16 protein-coding genes and 1 tRNA gene are annotated in these 20,724 nt (G+C 47.3%); all 17 read left to right on the top strand.

Annotation, left to right across the window (positions count from 1 at the left end; all coding sequences use genetic code 11):
* Position 1 precedes the first annotated feature (1 nt).
* Complete coding sequence (locus tag MKZ32_RS11575) at positions 2–1,882, top strand: proton-conducting transporter transmembrane domain-containing protein (RefSeq protein WP_239797408.1); 1,881 nt, start codon at positions 2–4, stop codon at positions 1,880–1,882.
* Positions 1,883–1,949: 67 nt separating this feature from the next.
* Positions 1,950–2,120 carry a hypothetical protein gene (locus tag MKZ32_RS11570; RefSeq protein ID WP_239797407.1) on the top strand — a complete coding sequence of 57 codons (171 nt, stop codon included), beginning with the start codon at positions 1,950–1,952 and terminating at the stop codon, positions 2,118–2,120.
* A gap of 128 nt (positions 2,121–2,248) precedes the next feature.
* The gene (locus MKZ32_RS11565; protein ID WP_239797406.1) at positions 2,249–4,408 is read left to right on the top strand and encodes a SulP family inorganic anion transporter; all 2,160 of its coding nucleotides are present in this window, start codon (positions 2,249–2,251) and stop codon (positions 4,406–4,408) included.
* Between the two features lie 529 nt (positions 4,409–4,937).
* Positions 4,938–5,312, top strand: coding sequence for a succinate dehydrogenase, cytochrome b556 subunit (gene sdhC, locus MKZ32_RS11560; protein ID WP_239797405.1), 375 nt, complete (start codon positions 4,938–4,940; stop codon positions 5,310–5,312).
* Positions 5,306–5,677 (top strand): succinate dehydrogenase, hydrophobic membrane anchor protein, encoded by a 372-nt coding sequence (gene sdhD, locus MKZ32_RS11555; RefSeq protein WP_239797404.1) that lies wholly within the window; start codon positions 5,306–5,308, stop codon positions 5,675–5,677. The genes sdhC and sdhD overlap by 7 nt, the downstream gene beginning before the upstream one ends.
* Positions 5,677–7,440 (top strand): succinate dehydrogenase flavoprotein subunit, encoded by a 1,764-nt coding sequence (gene sdhA, locus MKZ32_RS11550; RefSeq protein ID WP_239797403.1) that lies wholly within the window; start codon positions 5,677–5,679, stop codon positions 7,438–7,440. The genes sdhD and sdhA overlap by 1 nt, the downstream gene beginning before the upstream one ends.
* A 15-nt stretch (positions 7,441–7,455) precedes the next feature.
* A complete protein-coding gene (locus tag MKZ32_RS11545; RefSeq protein ID WP_239797402.1) occupies positions 7,456–8,853 on the top strand; it encodes a DUF262 domain-containing protein in 1,398 nt (465 codons plus the stop codon).
* A 342-nt stretch (positions 8,854–9,195) separates the two neighbouring features.
* Complete coding sequence (locus tag MKZ32_RS11540) at positions 9,196–9,891, top strand: succinate dehydrogenase iron-sulfur subunit (protein ID WP_239797401.1); 696 nt, start codon at positions 9,196–9,198, stop codon at positions 9,889–9,891.
* Positions 9,888–10,124, top strand: coding sequence for an FAD assembly factor SdhE (locus MKZ32_RS11535; RefSeq protein ID WP_239797400.1), 237 nt, complete (start codon positions 9,888–9,890; stop codon positions 10,122–10,124). The genes MKZ32_RS11540 and MKZ32_RS11535 overlap by 4 nt, the downstream gene beginning before the upstream one ends.
* A 51-nt stretch (positions 10,125–10,175) precedes the next feature.
* Entirely contained in the window at positions 10,176–11,462 is a 1,287-nt protein-coding gene (gene gltA, locus MKZ32_RS11530; protein ID WP_239797399.1) for a citrate synthase, read from the top strand.
* Between the two features lie 160 nt (positions 11,463–11,622).
* A complete protein-coding gene (locus MKZ32_RS11525; RefSeq protein ID WP_239797398.1) occupies positions 11,623–14,511 on the top strand; it encodes a 2-oxoglutarate dehydrogenase E1 component in 2,889 nt (962 codons plus the stop codon).
* A complete protein-coding gene (gene odhB, locus MKZ32_RS11520) occupies positions 14,501–15,661 on the top strand; it encodes a 2-oxoglutarate dehydrogenase complex dihydrolipoyllysine-residue succinyltransferase (RefSeq protein ID WP_239797397.1) in 1,161 nt (386 codons plus the stop codon). The genes MKZ32_RS11525 and odhB overlap by 11 nt, the downstream gene beginning before the upstream one ends.
* 76 nt (positions 15,662–15,737) lie before the next feature.
* Entirely contained in the window at positions 15,738–17,159 is a 1,422-nt protein-coding gene (gene lpdA / locus MKZ32_RS11515) for a dihydrolipoyl dehydrogenase (RefSeq protein WP_239797396.1), read from the top strand.
* Positions 17,160–17,338: 179 nt separating this feature from the next.
* Positions 17,339–17,423: transfer RNA gene (locus MKZ32_RS11510), tRNA-Leu, on the top strand.
* 37 nt (positions 17,424–17,460) lie between these two features.
* The gene (gene tig / locus MKZ32_RS11505) at positions 17,461–18,771 is read left to right on the top strand and encodes a trigger factor (RefSeq protein WP_239797395.1); all 1,311 of its coding nucleotides are present in this window, start codon (positions 17,461–17,463) and stop codon (positions 18,769–18,771) included.
* The gene (gene clpP, locus MKZ32_RS11500) at positions 18,771–19,397 is read left to right on the top strand and encodes an ATP-dependent Clp endopeptidase proteolytic subunit ClpP (protein WP_275584325.1); all 627 of its coding nucleotides are present in this window, start codon (positions 18,771–18,773) and stop codon (positions 19,395–19,397) included. Before tig ends, clpP begins: the two co-directional genes overlap by 1 nt.
* 62 nt (positions 19,398–19,459) lie before the next feature.
* On the top strand, positions 19,460–20,716 hold the full coding sequence (clpX, locus tag MKZ32_RS11495) for an ATP-dependent Clp protease ATP-binding subunit ClpX (protein ID WP_239797394.1): 1,257 nt from the start codon (positions 19,460–19,462) through the stop codon (positions 20,714–20,716).
* Positions 20,717–20,724: the final 8 nt, after the last annotated feature.

Below are 20,724 nucleotides of genomic sequence, written 5' to 3'. Positions count from 1 at the left end.
TATGACTTTGCTACTTACAGCACTGCTTCAATTTTTTATACTCATACCATTTGTGGGATTTATTTTTAGTCTGTTTATCCCAGATAAAATGGAAAATGCTGTCTCACGGACTGTTCTTTTCACCGTGGGTTTGCATTTAATTATTTCTTGGGTATTCCTGATTATATGGCTACTCTATAATCATCCAACACTTGAGAAAAGTGAGATTATTCTTTTTAAAACAAAAGAGTATCAATTTCTAGTCTCTTTTTATTTTGATAAAATCAGTGCTGTTTATCTATTTGTTGGTTCGGCACTGACATTTCTGGTGACACAATATTGCCGTTGGTATCTTCATAGAGAAAGTGGTTACAAACGATTTTTTAACATCATTCTTTTCTTTTATATTGGCTATAACATAATAATATTTTCAGGAAATTTTGAGACCTTGTTTGTGGGCTGGGAGATACTTGGTTTTTCTTCGTTTTTGTTGATTGGATTTTATAGAGATAGATATTTGCCTATAAAAAATGCACTCAAGGTCTTTACAGTATTTCGTATTGCCGATATGAGTTTACTCATTGTTATGTGGATGAATCATTATTTATGGCGTAAAAATATTAATTTTTCAGAATTAACCGATAAACAATTTATTAGCGAGCATCTTCAAAACCATCCTCTCCTGGGTGTTCTTATTTCGTTAATGATATTACTTGCCGCCGCAGTAAAATCAGGTCAACTTCCTTTCTCTTCCTGGGTTCCAAGAGCAATGGAAGGTCCAACTCCATCCAGTGCAATTTTTTATGGATCGCTCTCAGTTCATTTAGGTGCATTCCTTTTATTAAGAACATTTCCTTTTTGGGAACACCTTACTTCCATAGTAATAACGGTCATATGTTTAGGTTTATTGACTAGTATTGTTGCGACAGGAATTGCACGAGTCCAGTCATCCGTTAAAACGCAAATTGCCTATTCCTCGATTGCACAAATTGGGCTGATTTTTATTGAAATTGCTTTAGGTTTTCACGGCCTTGCTTTAATACATTTTGCCGGAAACGCCTTTTTAAGAACCTATCAACTATTGGTGTCGCCCTCGGTCGTAAGCTATATGATTCGCGAGCAATTTTATAATTTTATTCCACGTCATTATATTGATAGAAATTCAGTTCTCAAAAAAGTAGAGTACTCAATTTATTTGTTATGTCTTAAAGAGTTTAATCTGGATAGCTTCGTATATCGTTTCTTTTGGAACCCATTAAAATGGTGTGGTAGAAAATTAAATTTTTTCTCAGGAAAAGAAGTTTTTATTTTCTTTATTGTGACCTATCTTATTGGTCTAATCTGCTTATTCAATGAAGAGTTAATACCAAAAGAAGTATACAAATACTTACCTGAATTTTTTGCATTTATTGGTTTGGTGATGCTGCTCAAATCATTTGCAGAAAGAAAAAATGCTCTGCTAAGTTGGGTCTTAGTAATTGTCATGCATCTATATAGACCTCTCGCTATTTCGTTAAATGGCGATATAAGTACCAATGAAATCATTCTGTATTTAAGTGGCGTAATTATTTCAGGTGTCTTAGGCTACGCTTGCCTGAATGAACTCAAATCTCACGAACACAAAATCACCTTAGATCAATTTCAAGGTCACTCTTACGAGCATCCTAGATTAGCTTTTATTTTTCTATTAGCTTGTTTAGGCCTTATGTCATTCCCAATGACTCCAACATTTATTGGGGTAGAACTAATATTTACTCACATTCATGAAGATCAGGCTAGCCTGGTATTTCTCGCTGCCTTAAGTTACGTAATTTCGGGACTTTCACTGATTAGAATGTATGCGCGTATCTTTCTTGGGCCTCATATTAAAACTTATCATGCACATCCGAACAGGTCTTCTTAATTAGAATTGAATGGGGAATTCTCAATACAAACCATGGTGAACATGATAATTAATAGAGGAGTGAAAATTGATTATGCTAATTAAGGAACCAAGATTTTTGCGGCATTGGCCGAATAGTTTGGTGTTCTCTCGGAAGAAGCAAGATTTGATTAGTCTGATGGTGATGCTGGAAGTGAGCTACTCGATGCTGTCACGTAGCGTCGGTCTCTATAAGCAAAAAGACAGCCCCCCATGCTAGACAATAAACCGCCGGATAAATCGTATATTGACAATCAGTCAGTACGGTTAAAAGCGCCGTAAAAAAAGACCCTAACCCTACGACTGTCAAGCCGGAAGTTTTTGCCCAACAATTAGGAGCAACATATCATGAGTTCCATTCAATCATCTTTTCCCAAAGAGGGTATAGCCGGATTAAAGGAAAATTTTCGATTTGATTTCATCTCGGGATTTCTGGTCTTCCTGCTGGCGTTACCGCTCAGTTTAGGCATCGCGAAAGCCAGCGAATTTCCCCCTGCGATGGGCGTGCTTACCGCCATGATTGGAGGTCTATTTGTCAGCTTCTTTGCCGGCTCACGTCTGACCATCAAAGGCCCTGCTGCGGGCTTAATCACCATCTGTGCAGGATGTGTCACCGAACTGGGCGGCGGTCCGGAAGGCTGGCATCTTGCTCTTGGCGTCATTGTCGTTGCTTCATGGATTCAAATCATTCTAGGCTTCTTGAAAGCCGGTTCACTCAGTGATTTTATACCGCATTCGGCCGTGCACGGCATGCTGGCGGCCATCGGAATAATCATCTTTTCCAAACAAATCCATATCTTGCTGGGAATTGACCCGTCCACATTAAAAGGACTGGATCCCATTGGACTTTTGGAACGCATTCCCGACTCTGTCATGCACGCCAATCAACCGATTGCCATCATTGGCATGATCAGTTTGATCATCTTATTCGGTATGCCGAAAATAAAAATCAACTTCTTGAAAAAAATTCCGGCCCCCATGATCGTGCTGTTAATCGCCATTCCCGCGGCTTTCATGTTGGACTTCAACACCACACAACCCGCTCATGCCCTGGTTCATATCGGCAACTTCTGGGCTTCAGTCGGATACAACCCCGATTTCTCTGCCATCACCACTTTTGTGTTCTGGAAATATGTCTTCATGCTCCTGGCCGTAGGCAGCCTGGAATCATTGCTGACCGTCAAAGCGGTGGATGGACTGGACCCCTGGAAGCGGCAGTCGGATTTCAACAAAGACCTGGCTGCCGTCGGAGCTGGTAATGTCGTCTCGGGATTATTGGGCGGACTCCCGATGATATCTGAAGTCGCACGTAGCTCAGCCAATGTACGCTTTGGTGGTCGTACCGTCTGGGCCAATTTCTTTCATGGCTTCTTCTTGCTGGTGGCCATGCTCCTGATGATCCCCGTGATTGAAATGATCCCCAATGCCGCACTGGCAGCCATGTTGATATTTGTGGGTTACGTACTCGCTTCCCCGTCGCTGTTCTACAAAACCTACAAAATTGGGAGTGAGCAATTAGTGGTCTTTTTAATCACCATTGCCGCAACCATCGCGACGGATCTACTGATAGGAATCGCCTCAGGCATCGTAGCCAAATTTATCATCCATATTGTCAATGGAGCTCCCCTACGCAGCATGTTCAAGGCGCGTTACACCCTGAAAGAAAAAGAAGATGAATATAACTTAACCATTCAGGGCGCTGCCATATTCTCCAACCTGATGGGCTTTAAAAATGCGTTCAACCAATTAAAAACCGGAAAAAAAGTAGAACTGGACTTCTCCAAGGCCAAACTGGTTGACCATAGTTTCATGGAATTTCTCAAACACTTTGAAGAAGACTATACGCACACGGGCGGTACCGTCATCGTGAAAGGCTTCGACCGGTTCCAGCCTTTCTCCAATCACCCCCTCGCGGGCAGAAAAGTCAGCAAAGGATATGAACCCCTTGAAGAAGAATTGACCCATATTAGAGGCCCACTCATTGTTAATGGTTTCGGACGGGTTCAGCTGGCGCTGCTGTTTGGAATGCTCTGTGCTCTACCGCTATTGATTGTCGGCATGAGCAAGACCGAGCAAGGTCTGAAAGTTGCCCAGCAGGACCGCACGATTCCGCTCGAACAGGTGGCGCATATTGAAGTATTACTATTGGAAAACCGACTTGCAGTCGCGTCTACCCTGGTAACACCGACGCCCGAAGTGATTAGCCACAATACGGCACAGGTCGAAGAAAATATTGCGGAAATAGAACAAACATGGAAGGCCTACATGGCTAACCACCTCACACCCGCTGAACGAACACTGGCCGAGAAATTTGCCGCTAACCGAAATAGATTCATTAATGAGGGTTTGAAACCCGTATTAATTGCTTTACGTACAGACGATGTTAAAGAAGCGAACAATATCGTTGTGCGTAAGATCCGCCCTCTTTATCAGCCTGTCGAGAAAGATATCCACGCACTCGTTAAACTGCAACAGGCAGATTTTTTAGCACATCGCAATGCTAAATAAATTGAGTCTTAACTGTGACATAAAAAACATGAGAAACTTGTCCAATAAGTTCAATCGTTACTTGAGGTCGGTTTTTAGCAGTGGAGTCTAACGGGTTAAGCAGCAAGTTGTTTTTCATAAAACCCGCTCTTCGAAACCTCAAAAACTCGGTTCATCAACGTCATCGGAATAATGTTGTCGTAATTTCTCCATTCGATCCTACTTTACCGCGATTACCCTCGTAAAGTAGGTCGCCATTTTTTAGCAGATCGTGCTCCATCCTGATTTCGGTCAGTTCACGTCCCAGTATTTTACAGAAGCATCAGACTCTATTTTTCCAGCTTATCTCATAACTAGTTGAACACCATTCTTGAAGAGTGAAAGGTTCGACAGCATGTGGGCATACAACGACAATTCATTGCTAACAATAGGGTATGCTTGCTCCTTATTTCAGGTATCCATTGGTCGTTTATATTTCTGATTTATAATTAATTACTCATCATGTGTAAAATTACAAACGTTGGTTTATAACTCCACTTCGTGTGCGCCAATGAATAAAAATCGCCCTATACATCTTGACTTGCGCTTGATCAAATTGCCCTTGCCAGGCTTTGTATCTATTTTGCATCGTGTTAGCGGATTGTTACTGTTTTTAACCTTGCCGCTGTTTTTGAAGATGCTGCAGTACAGCTTGTTTTCTATCGAGACATATACTCAATTGGCCGCTACGCTACGATATCCCTTAAGCAAATTAATTTTGATTAGTCTGTTGTGGGCATTTTTACATCATCTGTGCGCTGGAATACGCTATCTCGCGATTGACATGCATATTGGCGTTGGGCTGGCGCAGGCACGTGCCAGTAGCAAGTGGGTGTTGTTTGTGAGTTGGGGTTTAACCTTGCTAATAGGAGCGTGGCTATGGTAGATCGCATCGTAACCGGCGCGCATTATGGATTGCGGGATTGGCTGGTGCAGCGTGTTACCGCTGTTCTGATGGTGGCCTATACGCTTTTCATTGCGGGCTATGTGGTGCTGCATTCCCGTTTTGAAAGCAATATCTGGATCGGACTTGATTACAATACCTGGACAGGGTTATTTTCGAACTTGGTGATGCGTTCGTTCTCGTTGCTGTTTCTATTTGCCGTTTTTTTTCATGCATGGATTGGTGTTCGTGACATTGTCATGGATTACGTCAAGTCGGCAAGAACACGCCTTGTGATATATGTACTGGTGATAATGGCGCTGTTGCTGTATTCGATTTGGGCAGTACAAATTTTGTGGGGAATGTGATGGCAGTGGCTAAACGTACATTTGACGTTGTAATCGTGGGGGCGGGTGGCGCCGGGATGCGCGCGGCTTTGGCACTGTCCGAGGCGGGCTTGAAGGTGGCGGTATTATCCAAGGTTTTTCCCACTCGCTCGCACACGGTAGCGGCGCAAGGTGGTATTGCGGCATCGTTGGGTAATATCAGCGAGGACAATTGGCATTGGCACATGTACGACACGGTGAAAGGTTCGGATTATCTGGGCGATCAAGATGCCATTGAATTCATGTGTCGCGCGGCACCGGAAGTTGTGTATGAATTGGAACACTTTGGCATGCCATTCGATCGTTTGGAAAATGGCAAAATTTATCAGCGCTCATTCGGCGGCCACATGCAAGACTATGGCAAGAACCCAGTGCAGCGCGCCTGTGCTGCTGCTGATCGTACTGGCCATGCTTTGTTGCATACGTTGTATCAAAAAAATATGCAGAGCAATACCATCTTTTTCGTGGAGTGGATGGCTCTGGATTTAATCCGCGACGAAGACGGTGATGTTCTCGGCGTGGTGGCAATGGAAATTGAAACCAGTGAAGTGATGATTTTGCAGGCGCGCGCCACGCTGTTTGCTACCGGAGGCGCGGCGCGCATTTTTCAGGCTAGTACCAATGCTTATATTAATACCGGTGACGGCCTAGGCATGGCAGCTCGTGCTGGTATTCCGCTGGAGGACATGGAATTTTTCCAGTTTCATCCCACTGGCGTGTACGGCGCGGGCGTGCTGATTTCAGAAGGTGTACGCGGGGAGGGTGGCTATCTCATCAACAAAGACGGTGAGCGTTTTATGTTGCGCTATGCGCCAAACGCCCAAGACCTCGCCAGCCGCGATGTGGTGTCACGCGCCATCGCTACTGAGATCAAGGAAGGGCGCGGTTGCGGCAAACATGGCGATCATGTTTTGTTGAAAGTGGACCACATTGGTGATGCTGTCATTCGTCAGCGCTTACCCGGTATCCGGGAGATTTCCCTAAAGTTCGCGCATGTTGATCCGGCTCTGGACCCCATTCCGGTGGTGCCCACTGCGCATTATATGATGGGGGGCATTCCCACTAATTATCATGGCCAAGTGGTCGCCCCTTATAAAACAGGGCCAGAAGAAGTGGTGCAGGGGTTTTATGCGGTGGGTGAATGCGCTTGCGTGTCAGTGCATGGCGCTAACCGGCTGGGCTGCAATTCATTGCTTGATCTGTTGGTGTTCGGGCGTGAGGTGGCGCGGCAGATTATCGAGGACTTGCAGCGTAACCCGCATCCAAAACCATTGCCACACGATGCTGCTGAGCGTCCGCTGGCACGTCTTGCAAGACTGAAATCACAAAAAAATGGTGAGAGTGTGGCCGAAGTGGGGGCAGAGATGCGGCGCGTGATGCAAAATCATTGCGGTGTATTTCGGTTTCCGGACCTGCTGACTCAAGGGGTGGAAAAAATTCGCACAGTGGCCGAGCGTGTCAAAAATACCATGATTAATGATCAAAGTAAGGTATTCAATACTGCATGCGTGGAGGCATTGGAACTCGATAATCTAATCGAAGTGGCGCAAGCCACCATGGTTTCCGCTGCGGCGAGACAAGAAAGTCGTGGCGGCCACGCGCGCGATGACTTCCCGGAACGCGACGACGATCACTGGCTGAAGCATTCACTATATTTCAGCGAAGGGCAAAAACTGGATTACAAGCCGGTTCGGCTGAAGCCATTGAGTGTGGAATCATTTCCACTTAAGGCGCGGGTGTACTGATCAGGAGATTGAAACGTGTCTGTAACTGATTTTAAAACGGAAAATAATACTTATCGTAAGTTGATCAGTAGTGGTTTGAGTTACCGCATACCTCATTTTCAGCCGGACTATAGCTGGACGGAACATGAATGGGGAGATTTGTGGGCAGATATTATGAGGGTTATTCAGGCCGACGGCGAACCCGCGCACTATATGGGTCACCTTGTATTGCAATCGAAAGATAACAGAACATTCGATGTGATTGAAGGGCAGCAGCGTTTGACGACCCTCATGCTGATTACTCTAGCGGCGCTCAAGAATTTAGCGCGATTGATCGCAGAGAAAAACAATCCGGAAAATAATCAGCAACGAATGGATCAAATTCGTCAAACCTACATTACCTATCTTGATCCTGTAACGTTGGTGTCACGAACCAAGCTCACGCTCAATCGTAATAACGATGTTTATTTTCAAAATTACTTGATTCCGCTAGATCATTTTTTTCAGAGTGGTTGTAAGGAATCTGAACGCAGACTGTGCAAAGCATTTGAATGGTTTGCGATGAAAATGAGTGAATATACAAAAATTGCTGGCGGGGATGAGGGAGTAACGTTGGCCAGTCTAGTAGAATCAATCAGTGACAGGCTATTCTTTACTGTTATTAGTGTGACTGATGGGCTTAATGCCTATAAAGTATTTGAAACACTCAATGCGCGCGGTATAAGTCTATCTTCAACGGATTTGCTGAAAAACCATCTCTTCTCTGTGCTGTATGGTGATAAGGATCATCTTCATGAAATGAAAGCGTTGGAAGATCGTTGGGAAGCAATGGTAGTTTGCTTGGGTAGCGAGAGTTTTCCTGATTTTTTGCTGGTGCACTGGATTAGTCGCCATACCTTTGTCAGGCAGTCCGAACTTTTCAGAACCATACGTTCCCGTGTTGCAAGCCGTGAGGAAGTTTTCAAACTATTACAGGGTATGGAAGAGGATATTAATAGCTATCTGGCACTTACCCAGGTGGAATTATCACAATGGTCTGTAAATCACAAGGAGTATATTCGAGACTTGCACTTGCTTAGAGTGCGTCAGCCTTTTCCATTGCTTGTAGCAGCACATCGAATGCTATCTGCTAATGACTTTGAGCGTGTGTTACGCAATTGTATAGCGATTTCGTTTCGTTACATTGTAATTGGCGGCCAGCCGACGAATAAACAAGAGAGTATTTATTATTCAGTGGCCCAAAAAATTTCACGTGGCGATATCAGCACTGCAGCAGCTGTATTGGAGGCTATGCAATTTGTTTACCCTAGTGATGATGAATTTCGTAGTGCTTTTTCTGATAAAAAAATCAGCGCAACAACTTCCCGCTGTATAAGTTGGAAAAATAGGTACCAGGAAATGGTTACGATTTTGAAAGTGCTAGCCTTAACATAAATAATTTTTTCATAAAATCAAATAATTGTAAGTTGGTAACTCTGTCGGGCTGCCACAGCACTGGAACTTGATCAATCTTATCGAAGTGGCGTAAGCCGTCGTGATTGCCGCTCTTGTGTGAAAAGCTTTGCAGTCATATGCAAAACAACTATCTGGTGTGCGGCCAGTGACTGAAGCATTCAATATAATTTAGCAAAAAATAAAGCGTACTAGCGTAGCTATACACGAGGACGCGTTCAAAAATAGGCGGTGAACTTGTAATTATTTTGAGGTGAGCGGTTTGGCAAGTGCGAATGATGACGTAGGCAGATTACTCGAAGCGATGAGCAGAGGAATAAAACCATGAAGTTCAAAATTTATCGGTATAACCCAGAAACCGATGAGCAGCCTTATATGCGCAATTATGAGCTGGACATAGAAGCGGGCGATATGATGTTGCTGGATGCGCTGCTTCTTCTCAGGGAGCAAGACGACAGCCTGAGTTTGCGCAAATCTTGTCGTGAAGGAGTCTGCGGTTCGGATGCCATGAATATAAATGGGCGCAATGGCTTGGCTTGCATCACGCAGTTGTCCAGTTTGAAACAACCAATTGAATTGCGTCCATTGCCCGGCCTGCCAGTGATACGTGACTTGATCGTGGACATGACGCAGTTTTTCAAGCAGTACCATTCGATCAAGCCTTATTTGGTGAATAACGATCCGCCGCCGGAAACCGAGCGCTTACAGTCGCCGGCGCAGCGCGCCGAGTTGGATGGTTTGTATGAATGTATTCTGTGCGCGTGTTGCACGACTGCTTGCCCATCATTTTGGTGGAACCCGGATAAGTTTGTAGGTCCTGCCGGTTTACTGCAAGCCTATCGTTTTATCGTCGATAGCCGCGATCAGGCAACGAGTGAGCGACTGGATAATCTGGAAGATCCGTACCGACTGTTTCGATGCCACACGATTATGAATTGTGTGGATGTATGTCCCAAAGGTTTGAATCCCACGGCAGCCATAGGAAAAATAAAAGCTCTGATGGTGAAGCGTACGGTATGAAAGAACTGGAACGTGTGCGCTGGCGTTGTCGACGCGGTCTATTGGAACTTGACATCGTGCTGGGTCGATTTATCGAGCAGCATTATGCAAATTTGAATAAGGCGCAGCAGGCTGCATTTGATACGTTGCTGGATATGCCCGACCCGACACTGTGGGATATGATTACCAACACGCGGCCTTCGCCGCTGCAAAGTGAACGGTGTGCGGTGCTAGTATTACTTCAGGCAGTTTGAACTTTAGCAGCGTGATCTGCTCTACATTAAGATGTGAAAACAGGAGGCGTAATGAAAGAAAAACGCGTTGCAACACTGATGCTGGATGATGGCCGTAGTATCGAATTGCCAATACTGTCCGGGACTCTGGGTCCTGATGTGATCGACATCCGCGGATTAGGTAAGCTCGGCATGTTTACTTACGATCCGGCTTTCGTTTCCACCGCTAGTTGCTCTTCCAGTATCACTTTCATTGATGGCGATGCCGGGTTGCTGTATTACCGTGGTTATCCTATCGAACAATTGGCGGAAAAGTCGGACTTTCTAGAAGTGTGCTACTTGCTGCTGCATGGGGAATTACCGAATGCAGTGCAGAAAAGCGAGTTCAAGGGAAAGGTTATGCAGCACACCATGGTGCATGATCAGCTTGCCCGTTTTTTTAACGGCTTCCGCCGCGATGCTCATCCGATGGCGGTAATGGTGGGGGTGGTGGGTGCGTTGTCGGCTTTTTATCATGATTCGCTTGATATTAATAACCCGGAACATCGCGAAATCTCGGCATTACGCCTGCTGGCCAAAGTGCCGACCATCGCCGCAATGACCTACAAGTACTACACCGGCTTTCCATTCATGTTCCCTAAGAATGAATTCAGCTACGTGGAAAACTTCATGTACATGATGTTCGCCACTCCGGCAGAAGACTATGTGCCGAACTCGAAGCTGGTGCGTGCACTGGAGCGGATTTTGATACTGCACGCTGATCACGAACAGAACGCTTCGACTTCGACCGTACGGCTAGCGGGTTCCAGTGGAGCAAATCCATTTGCTTGTGTTTCTTCCGGCATTGCAGCACTGTGGGGGCCGGCGCACGGTGGCGCGAATGAGGCAGTGCTGAAAATGTTGGAAGAGATCGGTGATGTGTCGCGCGTGGCTGATTTTATAAAGGGTGTGAAGGACAAAAAATACCGTCTGATGGGCTTTGGCCATCGGGTATACAAAAACATGGATCCGCGCGCAAAAGTGATGCGCGCTACTTGTTATGAGGTGCTTAAAGAGCTGAAGTTGGAGAAGGATCCTCTATTTTTAATGGCGCTGGAATTAGAGCAGATTGCGTTGAGGGATGAATACTTTATAGAGCGTAAGCTGTATCCCAATGTGGATTTTTATTCCGGAATTGTGCTACGCGCGTTGGGTATCCCCAGCAATATGTTCACAGTTATCTTTGCCGTGGCACGCACCATAGGCTGGGTGTCGCAATGGAATGAAATGATCGCCGACAGCGAGCGTAAGATTGGTCGTCCACGTCAGTTGTATCAGGGTGCGACGCAGCGGAATTTTATACCGCTTGCCAAGCGCTAAAGTAAGATCGAAAAACTCACACAGGGAAAACTTAGAGGCCGGAGGTATTTATGCGCTGTGGGTGCATATCATATTGAAGCTATCTGAGACCCAAGTGCGGAAGTTTGATAAAGCAATGAAGCGCAAAGATATGGCGGCATAAACAGATGGGTAATCATACATGACGTCGGTAATGCAAACCATGCTGGGCAACTCTATGTTGTTTGGTGCTAATGCGCCGTACATTGAAGGTCTATATGAGGCGTATTTGACCGACCCTGCTTTGGTTTCGGATGGTTGGCGAGCTTATTTTGATGTCCTACAAAAGATGCCGAGCGCGGTGCTGCAAGATTTGGCACATAGCCCAGTGGTGCGTGCTTTTGCTGCGTTGCCGTTAACTGGCGCGCAAGGCGCAACCCAAGATGCTGAAATGGCGCGCAAGCAGGTGGCTGTACTGCGACTTATCAATGCCCATCGCTTCCTCGGGGTGTACTGTGCCAGCCTCGATCCACTTAACCGGCATCTCAAGCCTGAAGTGCCCGAATTAGATCCAGCTTTTTATGGTCTTACGGAGGCGGATAGGGATATTACATTCGAGACAGGCTCTCTGGTGGGATCGCCACGCATGATGCTGCGAGAAATTCTGCAGCTGGTGCGCCAGACCTATTGTGGCAGCATAGGTTCAGAGTATATGTACATCAATGATGTTGTGCAGAAGCGCTGGATTCAAAATCGCTTGGAGAGTGTGCGCGGTCAGTCCCATTACAGCGCCGATATGCAGCATCGTATCCTGGAGCGGCTGACTGCTGCCGAAACGCTGGAGCGCTATCTGCATACCAAGTATGTCGGCCAGAAGCGTTTTTCTCTGGAGGGCGGTGAATCGCTTATTCCTATGCTTGAACATTTACTGCAACGTGCAGGCACGCAGGGCGTACGCGAGACAGTTATCGGCATGGCGCATCGCGGACGCTTGAATGTGGTAGTGAATACGCTAGGCAAGCTGCCGCGTGATTTGTTTGCTGAATTTGAAGGTAAACACAGTGAACAGTTGACTTCTGGCGATGTGAAATATCACCAAGGTTTTTCCTCGGACATTTCTACGCCGGGCGGAGCAATGCACTTGGCTTTAGCGTTTAATCCCTCGCACTTGGAAATCGTGAATCCGGTGGTAGAAGGCTCGGTACGGGCGCGTCAGCACCGTCGTGGTGACAAGGAAGGGCGCGAGGTAATGCCGGTATTGCTACATGGCGATGCAGCTTTCGCCGGTCAAGGCGTGATCATGGAAACGTTCAGCTTGTCCCAAACGCGCGGCTACCACACGGGCGGTACAGTGCATATCATTATTAACAACCAGATCGGTTTTACGACTTCGGACAAGCGTGACGCCCGATCTTCTGCGCACTGTACCGATGTGGCGAAGATGATAGAGGCCCCGATTTTTCATGTGAATGGGGATGATCCTGAAGCGGTATTGTTAATTGCCGAAATTGCACTGGATTACCGCATGACCTTTAAAAGGGATGTCGTAATTGATATGGTTTGTTTCCGCAAGCTGGGTCATAACGAGCAGGATGAGCCAATGGTCACACAGCCGTTCATGTACCGTTATATTAATCAGCATCCGGGCACACGTGCTTTGTATGCTAAACGCCTGCTAGAACAAAACGTGATGGCGGAAGGAGAGCCGGAGGCAATGATCGCGGCCTATCGTCGGGCGATGGATGAGGGCATCAATCCGATCCAGCCAGTACTGAATGATTTCAATAAGGAACATGCAGTAAACTGGTCTAAATTCAGGAGTGGTGTGCCTTGGAACGTGGCGGTGACTACTGCCGTACCGCGCGAACAGTTGCAAAAATTGGCTGAGCGGCTGACAGACGTGCCGACGGATTTCAAGCTTCAGTCGCGAGTGGAAAAAATTATTGCCGACCGCCGTGCCATGGGTAATGGCGAACTCGCTTTGGATTGGGGCATGGCGGAAAACATGGCATATGCCAGCTTGGTAGCTGAGGGTATTCCGGTTCGTTTATCTGGGGAGGACAGCGCGCGCGGTACCTTTTTCCATCGTCATGCCGTGCTGCACGACCAAAATCGAGTGCAGTGGGACAAGGGCTATCACATTCCCTTGCAAAATATTGCGCCGGATCAGGCCGATTTTATCGTGATTGATTCCATTCTTTCGGAAGAAGCGGTGCTGGCATTTGAGTATGGTTATGCTAGCGCTGAACCCAATTCGCTGGTTATATGGGAGGGGCAGTTCGGCGATTTCGCTAATGGTGCGCAGGTGGTAATTGATCAATTCATTTCGTCGGGAGAGGCCAAGTGGGGACGCATGTGCGGGCTGGTGATGTTTTTGCCCCATGGCTACGAAGGGCAGGGGCCGGAACATTCGTCTGGGCGTATTGAGCGCTATCTACAGCTATGTGCAGATTACAATATTCAAGTGTGTATCCCTTCCACGCCAGCTCAGCTGTTCCATTTGCTGCGCCGTCAGATGCTACGCCCGATACGCAAGCCGCTTATTGTGTTTACGCCCAAAAGCATGTTGCGCAGCAAGGATGCATCTTCGCCGCTGAATGAGTTGGCTCAAGGTTCATTTCAGCCAGTGATTGGAGAAGTGGATGCGTTGGAAGCTGCCAAGGTGCGGCGTATTATTGTGTGTAGTGGAAAAATTTATTATGAGCTTAAGGCCGCGCGACACGAACGCGGCATTCAAAATACCTTGCTGAAGTCCTTGTCTCCGGAAGAGGTTGCGATTATCCGACTGGAGCAACTTTATCCTTTTCCGCATAGTGCTTTCGAGGCACAAATTGCCAGTTATCCAAATGCAACGGAATTGCTGTGGTGTCAAGAAGAGCCGGGCAATCAGGGCGCGTGGCATCGCATTCAGCATTATCTGCTGCGCCATCTGCGTGACGGCATGAGGCTTGCTTACGCGTTGCGATCTTCCTCGGCATCGCCCGCAGCCGGCTATTTGGCAGTGCATAATGAACAACAGAAGGCGGTGATAGACGCTGCATTCCGCTGCGATCTCGACATCAAATCAGGAGCAAGACAGCATGCAAATTGAAGTGAAAGTGCCGCAGCTTTCCGAATCGGTTTCCGAAGCCACCCTGGTATCTTGGCACAAGCAGCCGGGTGAAGCTGTGGCTGAAGGTGAGAATCTGATCGACATTGAGACCGACAAGGTGGTTTTAGAGTTGCCCGCTATCAAGTCTGGAGTGCTGACCAAAATTCTAAAGCAGAATGGTGACAAGGTGACCAGCAATGAGGTGATTGCCCTACTGGATACCGATGCCAAACCTGATTTGAGCCGCGCCGCGCAAGCAGATGTGATGGCCAAGGAGCAAGCTGCCGTGATGCCTGCGGCGCAGAAGATCGCAGCAGAAAATAAAATTGATACTGCTGCGATTAGCGGTAGTGGGCGTGATGGGCGTGTTATCAAGGAAGATGTGTTGATTGCGGTTCAGGAAAAAGCGGCTGTGCCAGCCACTGCGGTTCCGCAACCTACAGCGGGTGGGCGTGTGGAACAGCGCGTGCCGATGACGCGCATCCGTCAGCGCATCGCCGAACGCTTGCTGCAATCGCAACAGAATGCCGCAATTCTCACTACTTTTAATGAAGTGAATATGCTGCCAGTAATTGAGTTGCGCAATCATTACAAGGATGCTTTTGAAAAGAAGCATGGCGTAAAGCTCGGTTTCATGTCATTTTTTATCAAGGCCACGCTGCTTGCGTTGCATAAATTCCCGGTGGTGAATGCATCGGTAGATGGGACGGATATCATCTATCACGGTTATTACGATATCGGCGTGGCAATCGGCAGCGAGCGCGGTTTGGTGGTGCCTATCATCCGTGATGCTGACAAACTTTCGCTAGCCGATATCGAAAGACAAATCATTGATTTCGGTGCGCGTGCCAAGGACGGTAAGATTACGTTGGAAGAATTGACTGGCGGGACCTTCTCCATTTCCAACGGGGGCGTGTTCGGCTCCATGCTCTCTACCCCGATTATCAACCCGCCGCAGAGCGCCATCCTCGGTATTCATGCCACCAAAGACAGACCCGTGGCCGAAAATGGTCAAGTCGTCATTCGACCAATGAATTACCTCGCACTGTCTTATGATCACCGCATCGTTGATGGGCGTGATGCCGTATTATTTCTCGCCACTATCAAAGAGGTGTTGGAATATCCGGGACGAGTACTGCTGGATTTGTAAGTGTGCTTTTGCCAATCACGGCTGGAATGAAAATTTAAAATTTCTTACGGCTAGAGCTTAATAAAAAAATTTCATTATGTCGAAATCATTTGATGTTGTAGTTATCGGTGCTGGCCCTGGTGGTTATGTGGCGGCGATACGTTGTACTCAATTAGGGCTGCATACAGTCTGTATTGACGATTGGAAAGGCGCACAAGGCAAGCCCAGTTTGGGTGGAACTTGTCTTAATGTGGGCTGTATACCTTCCAAAGCCTTGCTGGAATCCTCAGAAAACTTTGAGCGTCTGACACATGATTTTGCTGCGCACGGCATATGTGCCGATAACGCGAGTGTGGATGTGTTAAAAATGGTGGCGCGCAAGAATAAGATCGTGTCCGATTTCACACTGGGCATTAGTCAGTTATTCAAGAAAAATAAGGTGGACTCGCTACACGGCAGGGCTCAAATTCTCGGTCGGGATGGCGATGTTTGGCGTGTCGGAATTACGGATGGGGAGGAAGTGAGGGCGAAGCACATTATCGTTGCCACTGGTTCGACGTCGCGCATTTTGCAGCAAGCCCCATTGGATGGAGTGCAGATTGTGGATAATGTAGGGGCTTTGAGTTTTAGCGAGACGCCCAAGCGCCTCGCTATCATCGGTGCGGGAGTTATTGGGCTGGAACTTGGCAGTGTGTGGCGTAGATTGGGGGCTGAGGTGACGTTACTGGAAGCCTCGCCCGCATTTCTTCCTGCCGCCGATGAGCAAGTGGCGAAAGAAGCGTTGCGTGCTTTTACCAAGCAGAAATTGGCTATCCACTTGGGAGTACAGATTGATGGTGTCATTCAGTCTGCTGAGGCTGTAAAAATTAATTGGCGTGATATACATGGGGCCGCGCAGGAATTGGTCGCAGACAAGCTGATCGTTGCCGTTGGGCGTGTGCCAAATACGCAAGGTCTGAGCGTAGAAGCGGTTGGACTCAAATTGGACGCTGCCGGGCGCATTGAAGTGGATGAGCAGTGCCGTACCAGCCTGCCACATGTGTATGCGGTGGGTGATGTGGTGCGGGGCCCGATGCTGGCGCACAAGGCGTCGGAGGAGGGCGTGATGGTGGCGGAATTGATCGCCGGACAGGTGGGGGGCAGCGACTTGAATTTGGTGCCGAATGTGATGTATACCGCCCCGGAAATCGCTTGGGTGGGTAAGACTGAACAGCAGCTTAAGGCAGTGGGTGTTGCTTATAAGGCTGGGCAATTCCCCTTTCTTGCTAATGGACGTGCTCGCGCCTTGGGTGATACAACGGGATTTATTAAAATCATCGCCGATGCTAATACAGATCGTATTCTCGGCGTGCATATTATAGGTCCGATGGCATCTGAGCTCATTCAGCAGGCAGTGCTGGCGATGGCATTTTCGGCCAGTAGTGACGATTTGGCGCGTACTATTCATGCACATCCATCATTGTCTGAAGCGATGCATGAAGCGGCTCTGGCGGTGGATAAACGCACGATCCATATATGACCTGAATGTTTCGCGCTTATCGAATTTCCAATGAGGCTTCGTAATTATCTGAAGTATTTCAGAAGGTGCTGCATGGCACATCGTATAGGCGCACCATCTTAAAAATAGGCTGACATTTCCCTTCTAGGCCTACCGACTATCTACTTATCATATGCTACAATAACCGTGTAATTGGAATGGCGAAAGTGGCGGAATTGGTAGACGCACTGGATTTAGGTTCCAGCGCCGCAAGGCGTGAGAGTTCGAGTCTCTCCTTTCGCACCAACTGAAGAATTCACTTATTAACCTAAGGAAAGTTAGCATGTCGAGTATAGAAATCATGAGCGGGTTGGAGCGCCGCCTTAATGCATCCATCCCTCTGCAACTGGTGAGCAGTGAAATGGAAGCGCGCCTGAAGAATCTGGCACGTACCGCTGAGGTGCCTGGTTTCAGGCCGGGCAAGGTGCCGTTCAAGATTTTGGAGCAAAAACACGGTGCGCAAATACAGCAGGAAGTGTTACAAGATGCTTTGCGGCAGTCCTTTGCCAAAGAAGCGCAGGATAACCAGTTGAAAGTGGTTGGTTATCCTGCTTTTGAGGTTAAGACCACCGATCCAGATGCTTTGTGGATCGAATATAGTGCGACTTTTGAGGTTTATCCTGAAGTCGTATTGGGTGATATTAGCGCTGAAAGCATTGAGCAAGCGGTTTATACCCTGAGTGATGCCGATGTTGATACTACGATTGCTACTTTGCGTAAGCAGCACGCGACATTTGAAGTGGCTGATCGCGCGGCGCAAAATGGAGACAGGGTGCATATTGATTTTAGTGGTTTACTGGAAGGCAAAATATTTGAAGGCGGTGAGGCCAGGAACTTAGCTGTGTTGCTGGGTGTGGGGCGCCTATTACCAGATTTTGAAAATGCTATCATTGGCATGAAGGCTGGGGAAACTAAATCGTTCGACATGACTTTTCCGGCAGACTATCAGGCAGAGAAAGTGGCTGGTAAATCAGCGACTTTTACCATTATCTTGCACAAGGTAGAAGAGCAGCATTTGCCAGAGATTGATGCTAACTTTGCCAAGTTACTCGGCATAGAAGATGGCGATGTGAATAAGCTCAAAGTTGAAATTCGCGATAATTTAGAGAGAGAAATCAAGCGTCGCTTAATGGTGCGTAACAAAGATAGTGCAATGGCTACCTTGCTGAAAGTTACTCAATTGGAGATACCTAAGGCGCTATTGGATGCTGAAGCGCAAAGCTTGATGCAGCAAGCTCTGCGCGATATGAAAAAGCGCAGAATAGAAATGCCGAAGGGGGAAGAATCGTTACCACTTGAACTGTTTACTGAACGTGCGCAAAAGCGTGTCAAGTTGAGTCTGATCTTGACGGAGCTGGTAGAGAAATATGATTTGCACGCTAAACCTGAACAGATTAAAGCGCTGGTTCAGGATTATGCACAAAGTTATGACAACCCAGAAGAAGTGGTGCAGTGGCACTATAATGATCCGGTACGCTTGCAAGACGCAGAAAACTTGGTGCTTGAGGACAACGTAGTGGTTTGGGTGACGGGTGCTGTCAAGGTGACAGAGAAGGCGATGGAATTTAACGAATTGATGGAGAATGCCGCGTGATGTATAGCGAAATACCTCAAAATAATGAGGACCCGCAAAACATCGGAATGATTCCGATGGTGATAGAAACCAGCGGGCGGGGGGAACGTGCATACGACATTTATTCACGTCTGCTTAAGGAGCGGGTAATATTTTTAGTTGGCAACATCAATGATATGACCGCTAATTTGGTGGTGGCACAATTCTTGTTTCTTGAGTCGGAAAATCCAGATAAGGAGATTCATCTCTATATTAATTCGCCCGGCGGTTCTATTTCTGCAGGCATGGCGATTTATGACACTATGCAATTCATAAAGCCGGAAGTTTCTACGCTGTGTATCGGCATGGCGGCATCGATGGGTGCTTTTTTATTGCAGGCCGGTGCAAAGGGAAAGCGCTTTGTTTTGCCTAATTCTTCGGTGATGATTCATCAGCCGTTGGGAGGATTTCAGGGGCAGGCGACGGATATCGAGATTCATGCCAGATATATTCTGAGCCTGCGCGAGCGACTTTATGCCCTGATGGCCCAGCACACTGGTCGCAATGTCGAGGAAATTGCCCGCGACAGTGAACGCGATAAATTCTTAAATGCGACTGAAGCAGTCGAGTATGGCTTGGTAGATAAAGTGCTGGATAAGCGCGCTTAAACAACTGCATGCTTAGTCGATAGGTAAATAAATGTAGGTGATAACAAAACAGGAGGATATGAATGGTGCTGGATAAAAGCAAGGGCGACAAACTATTGTACTGCTCATTTTGCGGCAAGAGCCAGCATGAAGTTCGCAAACTGATTGCGGGGCCTTCTGTATTCGTGTGCGACGAATGTGTCGAGCTTTGCAATGACATCATACGTGAGGAAGTTAATAGTGTTGTGTCTGGCAAGACAGACAAGGCTGATCTGCTTGTGCCCCATGAAATTCGTGCGCGTCTCGACGAATATGTAATTGGTCAGGAACATGCCAAGAAAATTTTGTCTGTGGCGGTTTATAACCATTATAAGCGCTTGAAAAGTACTAACAAGGATGGAGTAGAACTGGCCAAGAGCAATATTTTACTGCTCGGTCCGACTGGTTCGGGAAAAACCTTGTTGGCGCAAACCTTGGCGCGTCTGCTTGATGTACCTTTTGTGATGGCCGATGCTACTACGCTGACTGAAGCGGGGTATGTTGGGGAAGATGTCGAGAATATTATTCTGAAGCTATTGCAAGCGTGCGATTATGACGTGGAGCGTGCTCAGCGCGGTATCATTTATATCGACGAAATTGATAAGATTTCCCGCAAATCAGACAACCCTTCTATCACTCGTGATGTTTCCGGCGAAGGGGTGCAACAGGCGCTCCTCAAGCTGATCGAGGGCACCAAGGCGTCTGTGCCGCCACAGGGTGGTCGTAAACATCCCAATACCGAATTTTTGCAGGTGGATACGACCAATATTCTTTTTATATGCGGCGGAGCGTTCGATGGCATGGAGAAGGTCATACTCAATCGCTCAGAGAAAGCCGGTATTGGTTTTGGCGCAAGCCTCGCCAAGCGTGGTAACGAGAAGAGTGTAGGTGCGGTGCTACGTAATGTGGAGCCGGAAGATTTGATCAAGTTTGGTTTGATCCCAGAATTTGTTGGGCGCCTGCCAGTGGTTGCTACACTGGAGGAGCTGGATGAGGCGGCATTAATTCAAATTTTGACCGAACCAAGAAATGCCTTGACCAAACAATATCATAAATTGTTCGCGATGGAAGGCGTGGATATGGAGTTCCATGAGGGTGTATTGGAGGCTATTGCCAAGAAAGCGCTGGAACGTAAGACGGGTGCGCGTGGCTTGCGCTCCATTCTGGAGCATTCCTTGCTTGATATTATGTACGATCTGCCTTCGATGGACAATGTGAGCAAGGTAGTGCTGGATGTAAGCAGCACAAATGGCGAAATTAAACCGATTGTGATATACGCGGATACATCCAGGGCAGCTTAGGTATCTAT

It is taken from the genome of Candidatus Nitrotoga arctica (assembly GCF_918378365.1).
Lineage (GTDB): Bacteria > Pseudomonadota > Gammaproteobacteria > Burkholderiales > Gallionellaceae > Nitrotoga > Nitrotoga arctica.
This window is presented reverse-complemented; position numbering and strand designations above follow the sequence as displayed.